10 protein-coding genes are annotated in these 11,943 nt (G+C 72.2%); 9 read left to right on the top strand and 1 reads right to left on the bottom strand.

Going from position 1 to position 11,943, the window contains the following annotated elements; translation table 11 throughout:
- The first annotated feature begins 87 nt into the window (after nt 1-87).
- From CFI00_RS15435 to CFI00_RS15400, 8 genes are all read left to right on the top strand, one after another.
- Nucleotides 88-1,515 carry a M1 family metallopeptidase gene (locus CFI00_RS15435; protein ID WP_207081969.1) on the top strand — a complete coding sequence of 476 codons (1,428 nt, stop codon included), beginning with the start codon at nt 88-90 and terminating at the stop codon, nt 1,513-1,515.
- A gap of 3 nt (nt 1,516-1,518) precedes the next feature.
- Nucleotides 1,519-2,115 (top strand): AMP-binding protein, encoded by a 597-nt coding sequence (locus tag CFI00_RS15430; RefSeq protein WP_207081968.1) that lies wholly within the window; start codon nt 1,519-1,521, stop codon nt 2,113-2,115.
- Between the two features lie 49 nt (nt 2,116-2,164).
- On the top strand, nt 2,165-3,259 hold the full coding sequence (dxr, locus tag CFI00_RS15425) for a 1-deoxy-D-xylulose-5-phosphate reductoisomerase (protein WP_207081967.1): 1,095 nt from the start codon (nt 2,165-2,167) through the stop codon (nt 3,257-3,259).
- A gap of 57 nt (nt 3,260-3,316) precedes the next feature.
- Nucleotides 3,317-4,663 carry a M50 family metallopeptidase gene (locus tag CFI00_RS15420; RefSeq protein WP_207081966.1) on the top strand — a complete coding sequence of 449 codons (1,347 nt, stop codon included), beginning with the start codon at nt 3,317-3,319 and terminating at the stop codon, nt 4,661-4,663.
- A gap of 93 nt (nt 4,664-4,756) precedes the next feature.
- On the top strand, nt 4,757-5,908 hold the full coding sequence (ispG, locus tag CFI00_RS15415; RefSeq protein ID WP_207081965.1) for a flavodoxin-dependent (E)-4-hydroxy-3-methylbut-2-enyl-diphosphate synthase: 1,152 nt from the start codon (nt 4,757-4,759) through the stop codon (nt 5,906-5,908).
- A 55-nt stretch (nt 5,909-5,963) separates the two neighbouring features.
- A complete protein-coding gene (locus CFI00_RS15410; RefSeq protein WP_242532427.1) occupies nt 5,964-6,821 on the top strand; it encodes a GNAT family N-acetyltransferase in 858 nt (285 codons plus the stop codon).
- A 90-nt stretch (nt 6,822-6,911) separates the two neighbouring features.
- The gene (locus tag CFI00_RS15405) at nt 6,912-7,505 is read left to right on the top strand and encodes a sigma-70 family RNA polymerase sigma factor (RefSeq protein ID WP_207081964.1); all 594 of its coding nucleotides are present in this window, start codon (nt 6,912-6,914) and stop codon (nt 7,503-7,505) included.
- Nucleotides 7,502-7,963, top strand: coding sequence for a hypothetical protein (locus CFI00_RS15400; RefSeq protein WP_207081963.1), 462 nt, complete (start codon nt 7,502-7,504; stop codon nt 7,961-7,963). Before CFI00_RS15405 ends, CFI00_RS15400 begins: the two co-directional genes overlap by 4 nt.
- Nucleotides 7,964-7,987: 24 nt before the next feature.
- Here the strand turns inward: CFI00_RS15400 and CFI00_RS15395 are convergent, their stop codons facing one another.
- Entirely contained in the window at nt 7,988-9,268 is a 1,281-nt protein-coding gene (locus CFI00_RS15395) for a S8/S53 family peptidase (RefSeq protein ID WP_207081962.1), read from the bottom strand.
- Between the two features lie 83 nt (nt 9,269-9,351).
- Here CFI00_RS15395 and CFI00_RS15390 point away from each other — a divergent pair, with 83 nt between their 5' ends.
- The gene (locus CFI00_RS15390) at nt 9,352-11,940 is read left to right on the top strand and encodes a CHAT domain-containing protein (protein WP_207081961.1); all 2,589 of its coding nucleotides are present in this window, start codon (nt 9,352-9,354) and stop codon (nt 11,938-11,940) included.
- Nucleotides 11,941-11,943: the final 3 nt, after the last annotated feature.

The following is an 11,943-nucleotide window of genomic DNA, read 5'->3' as shown; positions in this document are numbered from 1 at the left end:
GGACGCCGTGGCCATCGTCGAGGACGTGGCCCGGGCTGCGCAACGCATTTGTCCGGACCCGGCACGCGCTAGGTTCGGGGAGTGCCCATGCGAACTCTCTCTCGGACCGTGCTCGCCGCCTCGCTGGTCGGCGCCCTGGCGGTCGGGCTCACCGGTGCCACGGCGAACGCACGCACGTCGGAGCCGGTCGACGGGGCGTCCGGCATCGGCGACCCCTACTGGCCGCTCGACGGCAACGGCGGCATCGACGTGGCGTCGTACGCCATCTCGCACCGCTACGTGCTGGCGACCAAGCGGCTCAGCGGCCGCACGCGGATCGAGCTCACCGCCACGCAGGACCTGCGGAGCTTCTCGCTGGACTTCCTGCTCGACGTCTCGAAGATTACCGTAGACGGTGAGCGGGCGGCGTACGCGAAGACGGACGGCGGCCACGAGCTCCGGATCACCCCGGCACAGCCGCTGGCTGCGGGCACGGAGCACCGCGTCGTGGTGACGTACGCCGACAAGCCGGGCCGGCACGGCTACGCCGGGGAGCGCAACTGGCTGGCCAGATCGCGCGAGGTCGTGACGATGAACGAGCCGCACATGGCGCCGTGGTGGTTCCCGGCCAACGACCACCCGCTCGACAAGGCGCTCGTCGACGTGAGGGTGCAGGTGCCCCGGGGTCGCGAGGTGGTCTCCAACGGCGAGCTCAAGGGTCGTGAGGTCGGCAAGCGGTGGACCACCTGGCACTGGCGCGCCGACGAGCCGATGGTGCCCTACCTCGCCTTCTTCGCCGCCGGCGACTTCGCCATCGAGAAGGGCACGCACCGTGGCCTGCCGTGGCTGGTGGCGGTCTCGGAGCTGCTCAGCCCGCGCGACCAGCGAGCCAGCATGCGACTGATGAAGCGGACCCCGGAGGTCGTGGCCGCACTGGAGAAGGACCTCGGCGACTACCCGTTCTCCGTCGTCGGCGGTCTCACCACGGGCCTCGCCCCGGGCTTCGCGCTGGAGAACCAGACCCGTCCGACCTACCCGGCCGTCGGCGGCAGCTACGTCAGCCTCGTCGTGCACGAGCTCGCGCACCAGTGGTTCGGCGACGACATCGCGGTCCAGCACTGGCGCGACATCTGGCTCAACGAGGGCTTCGCCAGCTTCATGGAGTGGCGCTGGACCGAGACCCACGGCGGTCGCTCCGGCGCGGAGACGCTGCGCAGCTACTACGACGGCGTCGGCGCCGGCTCGGGATTCTGGGACGTCGTCGTCGGTGACCCGGGCGCCGAGCGCGTCTTCGACCCGGCGGTCTACGGCCGCGGCGCGATGACGCTCCAGGCGCTGCGCAACCGCGTGGGCGACCAGGTCTTCTGGGAGGTGCTGCGCACCTGGATCCGCGAGCAGCGGGGCGGCAACGGCTCGAGCGCGGAGTTCGAGGCGCTGGCCGCGCGCGTCAGCGGTCAGGACCTCACCTCGTTCTTCCAGGCCTGGCTCCGGACGCCGGAGAAGCCGGCTGCGACCGCCGACAACGGGCTGGTCTGAGCGATGGTGGACGTCGCGTGGTTCCGCACGCCTGCCGACGGTGATCCCGGCACCCTGAACGCCTGCTACGTCGCGCTCGACCTGCCGGTGATCCGCGGTCGCGCCGACGACGTCGCGCTCGTCATCGACGGCACCGACCACACCTTTGCCCGGCTGCTCACCGAGGTCGCGGCCTGCGCCGGGGTGCTGCGCGCCTTCGGCGTCGAGGTGGGTGATGAGGTCGCGCTCGGCCGGCTGCCGGCGGAGACGGCGGTCGTCGCCGCCCTCGCGGTGGCCCGCGTCGGCGGCGTGGCGTCGTACGACGAGTCCCCGAGCCCCTCGGCGAAGGTGCGGCTCTCGGCGACGGCGGCGGGCGTCGTCCTGGCGGCTGGTGGTGACGAGGTGGCGTGGGACGTCGCGATGCGGGCCGGTCGCACCGACCCGGCCGGCTGCGCCGACGTCGCCGGTGACGCGGTGCTGGCCCGCCGCGGCGAGTCTGCGCTGACGGTGCTGACCGCCCTCGGCGCGTCGGACGACCAGGTGCCGTCGGCGCCCCCGGGCGGCACGCTCGTCGAGGTCGGCCCGCTGAGGTTGTGGTCGTTCGACGCGCCGGAGGCCTGACCGGGTCGGGGGCAGCCGGGCGAGCGCACCGCCCTGCCACACTGGCGCCGTGACTGTCCGCGACATCGTGATCCTCGGCTCGACCGGGTCGATCGGCACCCAGGCCCTCGACCTCGTCCGCGCCCACCCCGACCGGTTCCGCGTGGTCGGACTGACCGCCGGCGGGTCGAACCCCGACCTCTTCGCCGCGCAGGTCGAGGAGTTCGGCCCGACGTTCTCCGGGCTGGGGGAGGAGGCCTCGACCGAGGCGGCCGCCCGTCCGTGCGACGTGGTGCTCAACGGGATCACCGGCGCGGTCGGCCTGCGCCCCACGCTCGCCGCCCTCGACGCCGGCACCACGCTCGCGCTGGCCAACAAGGAGTCGCTCATCATCGGCGGCCCGTTGGTCCGGGAGCGGGCCCGTCCCGGGCAGATCGTGCCCGTCGACTCCGAGCACAGCGCCATCGCGCAGAGCCTGCGCGCCGGCAGCGCCGGGGAGGTACGCCGACTCGTGCTGACCGCGTCGGGCGGTCCGTTCCGCGGCCGCAGCGCCGCCGAGCTCGCCGACGTCACGCCCGAGCAGGCGCTGGCCCACCCGAACTTCTCGATGGGCCGGGTGATCACCATTAACTCCGCGACCCTGGTCAACAAGGGGCTCGAGGTGATCGAGGCGCACCTGCTCTTCGACGTCCCTTTCGACCGCATCGACGTGGTCGTGCACCCGCAGCAGCTGATCCACTCGATGGTCGAGTTCGTCGACGGTGCGGTCGTCGCCCAGCTGGGCCTGCCGACGATGCTCGTGCCGATCTCGCTCGGCATGGGGTGGCCGGACCGGGTGCCCGACGCGGAGACCCCGATCGACTGGACGAAGGCGGCCGACTGGCGCTTCGAGCCGCTCGACGACGAGGTCTTCCCGGCCGTCACCCTCGCCCGCACTGCAGGCGAGCGGGGCGGGACCGCCCCAGCGGTCTACAACGCCGCCAACGAGGTGGCCGTCGACGCCTTCCACCAGGGCCGGCTCCGTTTTCCCGACATCGTGGCCACGGTTTCGCAGGTCCTGGCCGCCCACGACGTACCATCGAAGCAGCACCTCACGGTGGACGACGTCCTCGCCGCCGATGCCTGGGCGCGTGCCGAGGCCTCCGAACTGATCCGGCAGCCCTGATCTGAGCCCTCCCCGCACTCCGCCCCAGCCAGCCCCGCACCCGAAGGACCTGCCTGCATGACCGCCCTCCTCTACACCCTGGGTGTCGTCGCCTTCGTGCTGTCGATCCTGGTCTCGATCGGGCTCCACGAGTTCGGTCACCTCGTGCCGGCCAAGAAGTTCGGCTGCAAGGTCCCGCAGTGGTTCATCGGCTTCGGGCCGACGGTGTGGAGCAAGCAGATCGGCGAGACCGAGTACGGCGTCAAGGCCATCCCGCTCGGCGGCTACGTCAAGATCGTCGGGATGCTCCCCCCGGGCGCCGAGGGCCTCGTCGAGGAGACGACGTACGACGAGAACGGCGACGCGGTGCACAAGGTGCGCCGATCCAACACCGGCATGTTCACGCAGCTGATCTCCGACGCGCGCGCCGCTGAGTGGGAGTACGTCAAGCAGCACGACACCGACCGGCTCTTCTACCGCCTGCCGTGGTGGAAGAAGGTGATCGTGATGGCGGGTGGCCCGATGGTCAACATCGCCATCGCCTTCTCGCTCTTCGTGCTGCTCTTCGCGACCTACGGCAATCCGCGCGACGAGGTCGTCGAGCCCACCGTCGCCGGCGTGCCCGAGTGCGTGATCCCGGTCGAGGAGCTGCCGCGCGACTGCACGGCCGAGGACCCGCCGACGCCCGCCAAGGAGGCCGGCCTCCAGCCGGGCGACGAGATCCTCAGCTTCAACGGCACCCCCTTCAGGGACTGGGACAGCTTCCAGTCGCAGATCCGCGGCAACGCCGATGGTGACGCGGTCCTCGAGGTGCGCCGCGGCGACGAGCAGCTCACGCTCACGACCAACACGACCGTCACGCTGCGCCAGACCTCGCTGGAGGACGAGACCCTCACCGAGGTCGGCTTCCTCGGCGTGCAGCCCGTGACGCGGCTCGAGACCGGCGGTGTGCTCTACACCACCAAGCAGATGGGCACGATGACGGTCGAGACCGCCCAGGCGCTGGCCCAGCTGCCGGTCAAGGTCTACGAGGTCGGCCGCGCGATCGTGGGGCTCCAGGAGCGCGATCCCGAGAGCCCCGTCTCGATCGTCGGTGGTGGCCGGTTCGCCGGCGAGGCAGCCTCCAGCGAGGCCTTCCCGCTGACCGAGAAGATCGTCACGCTGCTCTTCCTCATCGCGAGCTTCAACTTCTTCATCGGCATGTTCAACTTCGTGCCGTTGCTGCCGCTCGACGGCGGCCACATCGCCGGTGCCCTCTACGAGGGCGCCAAGCGCGGCGTCGCCCGGCTGCGCGGACGTCCCGACCCTGGGCACGTCGACGTCGCCAAGCTGTTGCCCGTGGCGTACGTCGTGGGGCTGGCGATGCTCGTGATGGGCGTCGTGCTCATCGTGGCCGACATCGTCGTGCCGCTGCGCCTGAGCTGAGCGGCGTACGCCTCTGCGTGTGTCCCGTTCACCGCCCCGGCCGACGCAACCGCGGCGGGAGGACCTGACGCCCCGGCCCGTACGATGGGGGCCATGACCGCCGTCGGCCTCGGCATGCCTGCCCTCCCGCCCCCCGTCCTCGCTCCGCGTCGCAAGACCCGCCAGATCAAGGTCGGCTCCGTGGGGGTCGGCAGCGACTCGCCGATCTCGGTGCAGTCGATGACCACGACGCTCACCTCCGACGTCAACGCCACGCTCCAGCAGATCGCGGAGCTCACCGCCACCGGGTGCGACATCGTCCGCGTCGCGTGCCCGAGCCAGGACGACGCCGACGCGCTGCCGGCGATCGCGCAGAAGTCGCAGATCCCGGTCATCGCCGACATCCACTTCCAGCCGAAGTACGTCTTCGCGGCGATCGACGCCGGCTGCGCGGCGGTCCGGGTCAACCCCGGCAACATCCGCAAGTTCGACGACCAGGTCAAGGAGATCGCGCGGGCCGCCAAGGACCGCGGCACCTCGATCCGCATCGGCGTCAACGCCGGCTCGCTCGACAAGCGGATCATGGACAAGTACGGCAAGGCCACGCCCGAGGCGCTGGTCGAGTCGGCTGTCTGGGAGGCGAGCCTGTTCGAGGAGCACGACTTCCACGACTTCAAGATCTCGGTCAAGCACAACGACCCCGTCGTGATGGTCCGCGCCTACGAGCTGCTCGCCGAGGCCGGCGACTGGCCGCTGCACCTCGGCGTCACCGAGGCCGGCCCCGCCTTCCAGGGCACGATCAAGTCCTCGGTCGCCTTCGGCCACCTGCTCAGCAAGGGCATCGGCGACACGATCCGCGTCTCGCTGTCCGCGCCGCCGGTCGAGGAGGTCAAGGTCGGCCTCCAGATCCTGGAGTCGCTCAACCTCAAGCCGCGTCGCCTCGAGATCGTCTCGTGCCCGAGCTGCGGTCGTGCGCAGGTCGACGTCTACAAGCTCGCCGAGGAGGTCACCGCCGGCCTCGAGGGCATGGAGGTGCCGCTGCGCGTCGCCGTCATGGGCTGCGTCGTCAACGGCCCGGGCGAGGCCCGCGAGGCCGACCTCGGCGTCGCCTCCGGCAACGGCAAGGGCCAGATCTTCGTCAAGGGCGAGGTCATCAAGACCGTCCCGGAGTCGCAGATCGTGGAGACCCTCATCGAGGAGGCCCTGCGCCTCGCCGAGGGCATGGAACCGGTCGAGGGCTCCGAGGCCTCCGTCAGCGTCAGCTGACGCCCATCCCGTGGTCCGACGGGTGCGGTGACCGCCACGGCCCTAGGCTCACAGCGTGCTGAGGACCCGCGGACTAGGACACGTGCGCGTGCTGGGCCCGGGCGACCGGGACCGGTTCGTCGCGCTCGCGGAGCAGGACCCGGTGGTCAACGTCTTCGCCGACTACCGCGCGCGCCTGACCAACCTCGACGAGCGCTGGCTCGGCGGGCAGGTCTGGGGCCGGTTCGACGGCGACGAGCTCGTCGCCGGCTGCCACCTGGGCGCCAACCTGGTCCCGGTGCAGTGCACGCCCGACGACGTCGGTGTCTTTGCCGACGCGGCACTGCGCCGTCGTGGCCACGTCGGCACGATCGTGGGCCCGAGCGATGTCGTCTCCGCGCTCTGGGAGGTCCTCGAGCCGCGGTGGACCCGCCCGCGCGAGGTGCGCCTGCGCCAGCCCCACCTCGAGATCGACCACGTGCCCGAGGTCGCGCCCGCCACGGACGTGCGCCTCACGACCCCCGGCGACCTCGAGCTGCTCTACCCGGCCTGCGTGGCGATGTACACCGAGGAGGTCGGGGTCTCCCCGGAGAACGACGCCGGCGGCGGCGACCTCTACCGCGCCCGCGTGCAGCAGCTCATCGGTCGCGGCTGGTCGATGGCGAGCTTCGACGAGGCCGGGGTGGTCTTCAAGGCCGAGATCGCCTGCGTCACCCCGTACGCCGCCCAGGTGCAGGGGGTGTGGGTGCGACCCGACCGCCGGGGCGAGGGGCTCGCGGTGAGCGGGATGGCCGCCGTGGTCGCGCAGGTCCTCGGCTCGGGCATGGCGCCGGTGGTCTCGCTCTACGTCAACGAGTGGAACACGCCCGCGCGAGCGGCGTACGCCCGTGTCGGCTTCGAGCAGACGGCGACCTTCGCGACCCTGATGTTCTAGTCGCGATCGGCCCGGCAAAAAGAAATCCGGCCGGGACGTATCAGCACGGCGCGTGCCGCCTCCTGTGAAGACATGGGGACAATGGTCACCATGTCAGAGGACCGAAGGGCTGAGGGGCAGCCCGACCAGTCACCGTGGGACATGGCCAGTGGGGCGTTCATCGCCTGGCGTGCAGGGGACGCCGGTGCGGTGGACGAGCTGGTTGCCGCGATGACACCGGTGCTCTGGCACGTGGTGAGGGCATACGGGCACGACCGACAGTCGGCCGAGGACGTGATCCAGGCGACCTGGCTGGGATTCGTGCGGCTCCACCAGACCATCGAGGACCCCAAGGCGGTCGCGTCCTGGCTGATCACCTCAGCCAGGCGCGGCGCAGCCGCCCACGCCCGGACCGCACGCCGTGCGGCCCCGGTGGAGGACGAGACGCTGCACGCTGTGCTCCCGGACGCGGAGTCGGCGGAGGCGATCGCCCAGCGTGACGACGAGGCGGCACGGCTGTGGGGAGCCGTGGCGTCCGTCGACGAACGGTGCCGCAAGCTCCTGAGGGTCGTGGCCTTCATGGACCGACCCGACTACCAGTCCCTGAGCCAGGAGCTCGACATGCCTGTCGGGAGCATCGGGCCCACACGGGCGCGGTGCCTGGCCAAGGTCCGATCCGCCCTGATGAGAGGAGGCGAGCGATGACCACCGGTGACGATGCCGCTCTCCTCGAGGAGCTGCGAGCCATGTGGACGACCTACGACCCGCCGCCGCCCGACCTGATCCCGACGATGATCGCCGTCGTGGCGGCCGTCGACCTCGACGCCGAGTGGGAGCTGCTCGTCCTGGTGCGCGACTCGGCCGACGAGCCTGCCGCCCAGGTGAGGGGGCTGGGCACGTCCCGGATCCTCTACTTCACCGCTGCGGAGGGCTGGTCGCTCGACGCCGAGCTCGATGGGGGCCAGGTGCGCGGCCAGCTGCTCGACTTCGACCGTGACCTGGGGTCCGTCGAGGTCGTCGTCGAGACCACAGACGGACAGAGCTGGACGACCGGCCTCGACGAGGTGGGGTTCTTCGCGATCGCCGCCGAGCCGACGGGGTCGATCCGCTTCACGGTCCGCTACCGCCGCAGGGCGATCAGCAGCCGCTGGGTCGAGCTCTGAGAACTGCCCGGCGGGCCGGGCCCGTCAGGGACGGGGATAGGGCTGCCGCAGCTCCATCATCGGGCCGATCGTCGGGTCGGAGTCGTAGTCAGCCCGGGTCAGCACCACGTCGCGCGCGTCCTTGGCAGACGCCCCGGTCTCGCTGATCTCGCGGGCGATCAGGCCCGCCACGACCGGGGCGGCGAAGGACGTGCCGCTCCACCGGGCCATCCCACTGTCGAAGACCCGGATGTCTCCCTTGTCGGGCGTCTCGTTGCACTCGAAGGTCCCGTCGGGGAAGGCGTTGACCAGGTTGCGCCCGAGCGCGTAGACGTCGGCGGAGACGCCGAAGTTGGAGTACGCCGAGACCCGGCCGTTGCGGTCGAGCGAGCCGACCCCGACGCACCAGTCGAAGGCGGCCGGCCAGAAGGGCGCCGCCCACGAGTCGTTGCCGGCAGCGGCCACCAGCACGCAGTCCACCTTCTGGAGCCGGGTGCGGTAGAACGTCTCGAACGCGATCGACGGCAGGTCGAGCCGGGTGCGGCAGCCGGCGGAGAGGTTGATGACCTGCGGGTCGTGGGCGAGGGCCTCCTCGAGCTGCTCCACGAGGTCGGACTCGAGGATGCCGCCGCCACCGACGCCGCCGATGGCGAACCCCTCGACGAACACCTTCGTCACCGGGGCCACGCACCGCACGACACCGGCGATGAACGTGCCGTGGCCGGCGTACGGGCGCAGGGCCGGGCCGTTGAGCTCGTCGTCCCCGTCGACGCCCTTCAGCCACGGCGTACGGGGGTCGTTCGCGGCGGGTGGGTGCCAGCCGGTGTCGACGACCACCACGCTGACCTCCTGCCCCTTCTCCTGCGGCGCGACGGGCGGCCACGGCTCGGTCAGGCCGGTCTCCTGGGGCTCGATCGCGGGACACGCACTGCCGCCCGGGCCGCCGGGGCTGATGTGCACCCAGTGGTCGGGGGAGGCGGCTCCGAGAGGAAGGCCGGACTCCTCGAGAAGCTCCAGCACCTCGATCACCGTACGATCCTCGGCCCGGTCGGGCAGGAGGTAGCGGACCAGCTCGCCGTCGAGGAGCCGGGTGTCGTCGCGCACCGGTTCGCCGAGGAGGACACCCTTGGCAAGGCGCGCCACGGCCTGGTCGAACCCCTCCACGTCCGAGGCGCGGACGAGGATCCGGTCCGGGTGGTAGAGGAAGGTGAAGTCGGCGGGCGCCTCGGTGTCCCAGGCCACCTGCCCGTCGTTGGCCTCGCGGAGGCTCTGAAGCTGGTCCGTGCTGCGTCGTCGTCGGTCGTCGCCGATCTTCCAGTCACCCATGGAACCGACGCTAGCCCCGCGGGGTACGGGTGTGAGCGGCTTTCGCGAATTACCGGCCACCGATCGGCGAGGATGGCCCCACCATGATGACCAGAGGCGAGGCAGAGGAGCTGCTGCGCACGCTCTTCGCCGACCCCGAGGCCGCGCGGAGGAGAGCACTGGCCGAGCTGGTGCCGGCTCCGGACGCCGCACTCGCGTCGATCGGTCACCAGGTGGTCGGGATCGTGCTGCGTGACACCGGTGAGACGGACGACGCACTGGCGCACCTGCGCCGTGCGCTGGCCCTCGCTCGACGTGTCGGCCGGGAGCGTGAGGCTGACGTCAGAGCGACGTTGGGCGGCACCTTGGTCTACGTCGGACGTTCGCGCGAGGGCCTGGTCCAGCTGGACCGTGCTGCCGCAGAGCTCGACGGGCTGCCGCTGGCACGCGTGCTGGTCCGGCGCGCACGGGTCCTCAGCTTCAACCTCGAGCGGTTCGAGGAGGGAGCGGAGGACCTGCGGCGAGCCCTGTCGATCCTGGACCGCTCGGACGACGACGTGTGGCGGGCGCGCGCACTCCACCTCGCCGGCCTGACCCGGACCGGGCTCGGTGACCTCGACGCAGCTCGCCGTGCCTTCAACGAGGCGCTCGAGATCCACTCGGCGCTCGGACTGACGTTCGACGTCGCCGCGGGGGTGCACAGCCAGGGCTGGCTCGCCTTCCTGACCGGCGACCTGCCGACCGCCTTCGAGCGCTACGCAGAAGCGAGCGTCGGGTACGGCGACGCCGGGTTCACGAACGTGGACCTCGTCTTCGACCAGTGCAGCGCGTTCCTCGCCGCGGGCTTGGGCGCGGACGCCCTCGACGTCGTGGAGCGCGCGCTGGTGGCGCGTCCGTTGCTCGAGGGCGAGCAGGCCGACCTGTTGCTGGCCCTGTCGGGGGCTGCGCTGGCCGCGAACGACCCGGAGCGTGCTCGGTCGGCGGCAGATGATGCGCGTCGCCTCTTCCGGCGACAGGGGCGCCAGCAGCACTGGCTGCGGGCCGAGCTCTTCGCCATCTCGGCACGGAGCGCGGCCGGGTCCCGGCCGGACCGGCTGCTGCCGCGCATCCGGACCCTCGTCGCGTTGGCTCGCGAGTCCGGCGCCCCCGAGCTGCCCCAGGTCCTGATGGTGGGCGTCGAGGTGGGGAGCCGCGTGCGCTCGGCGCGCGCCAGGGCGTGGGTCGACGAGTGGCTCGAGGAGGCGTCGTCCTTCCGTGACTCAGCGATGGGTACGACGCGTGCGCTCGGCTGGCTGGCGCTCGCGCGGCGTCGCGCGACCGTGGGCGAGACTGCCGGGGTGCTGAGTGCCTGCGAGCGGGGGCTCGCCGCGCTCGACGCGCACCAGGCCACGTTCGGCAGCCACGAGCTCCGCGCGCTGTCGGCGGGCCACGGAGCCGACCTGGCCGAGCTCGGGACCCGCACGGCGCTCGGCTCGGGTGACGCGCGCAGGCTGCTGCGGTGGTCCGAGCGCTGGCGTGCCACGGCGCTGACGATCCCGACGGCCACGAGCGAGCACGACGCGGCGACCTCGGCCGACCTGACCGCGCTGCGTGCCCAGCACAGCCGCCTCGCAGAGGCTCGCGTCCACGGCATGCCGACCGAGCGGCTCCAGGCGCGCGCCACGCGACTCGAGCAGTCGGTCCGGCAGCGGCTCTTCCACGCGCACGGATCGGGGCAGGTCGCCTCTGCCCTCGACGTCGGCGCCCTCCTCGACGCCCTGCGCGAGGACGACACGGTCCTGGTCGAGCTGACCGAGATCGACGGAGTCCTCCACGCGCTCGTCGCGGGACGTGGACGCGTACGGCACCGCGTCGTCGGCGACGCTGCTGCCGCCGCGACGGCCGTCGACTTCGCACTCTTCACGCTGCGCCAGGCCGCGCGCGGTCGCCGGGCCCAGCTGGACGTCGCCGGGGCCCGGCTCGAACGCTCCCTGCTGGGCGCGGCGCTCGACGGCGTGGGGGAGTCGCGCGTCGTCGTGTCCGGCACCGCTGCGCTGCAGGGCGTGCCGTGGGGGCTGCTGCCCTCCCTCGCGCACCGGCCTGTGACCAGTACGCCGTCAGCCCGCCTGTGGCTGCGGGCTCGCGCGGCCGTTCCCGCCGAAGACGACCGTCGCGTGATGCTCGTCGGGCCGGGGCTGGGCAGCGGCGGTGCCGAGGTGCCCGCGGTCGCCGCGGAGGACCCCGGCGCCCAGGTGCTCGACGGGGACGCCGCGTCCGTGGCGGCCGCCCTCGCCGCCCTCGACGGGGCCTCGTTGGCCCACGTCGCGGCCCACGGTCACTTCCGCGAGGACAGCCCGCTCTTCTCCTCGCTCACCCTCGCCGACGGTCCGCTGCTGGTCCACGACCTCCAGCGCCTCGAGCGCCCGCCGCACCGCGTGGTGCTGTCGGCCTGCGAGTCCGGCGTGATGGCGCCCGTGGGCGACCAGGAGCTGCTCGGGCTGGCCGCGGCGCTCCTGTCGATGGGCACCGCCGGTGTCGTGTCGAGCCTCGCCGAGGTCGACGACGCCGCGACGGTCGAGGTGATGGTGGCTCTGCACGCCCGGCTCCGCTCCGGTGGCGGGCTCGGCGATGCGCTGCTCGCGGCGCGGACCGTGGCCGCCGGCGACCCGGTGCTGGCCGCCACCGCTGCGTCGTTCACGGTGCTCGGCACCTAGCCG

This window comes from Nocardioides sp. S5, assembly GCF_017310035.1.
Lineage (GTDB): Bacteria > Actinomycetota > Actinomycetes > Propionibacteriales > Nocardioidaceae > Nocardioides.
Note: the sequence above shows the minus strand (reverse complement) of the source record. Positions and strands in the feature narration are given on the sequence as shown.

Bases quoted from the DNA above. Each gene is read 5' to 3' on its own strand.
- CFI00_RS15430 (WP_207081968.1), top strand. From the start codon at position 1,519: ATGGTGGACGTCGCGTGGTTCCGCACGCCTGCCGACGGTGATCCCGGC.
- CFI00_RS15405 (WP_207081964.1), top strand. From the start codon at position 6,912: ATGTCAGAGGACCGAAGGGCTGAGGGGCAGCCCGACCAGTCACCGTGG.
- CFI00_RS15435 (WP_207081969.1), top strand. From the start codon at position 88: ATGCGAACTCTCTCTCGGACCGTGCTCGCCGCCTCGCTGGTCGGCGCC.
- CFI00_RS15395 (WP_207081962.1), bottom strand. From the start codon at position 9,268: ATGGGTGACTGGAAGATCGGCGACGACCGACGACGACGCAGCACGGAC.
- CFI00_RS15420 (WP_207081966.1), top strand. From the start codon at position 3,317: ATGACCGCCCTCCTCTACACCCTGGGTGTCGTCGCCTTCGTGCTGTCG.
- ispG (WP_207081965.1), top strand. From the start codon at position 4,757: ATGACCGCCGTCGGCCTCGGCATGCCTGCCCTCCCGCCCCCCGTCCTC.
- CFI00_RS15400 (WP_207081963.1), top strand. From the start codon at position 7,502: ATGACCACCGGTGACGATGCCGCTCTCCTCGAGGAGCTGCGAGCCATG.
- CFI00_RS15390 (WP_207081961.1), top strand. From the start codon at position 9,352: ATGATGACCAGAGGCGAGGCAGAGGAGCTGCTGCGCACGCTCTTCGCC.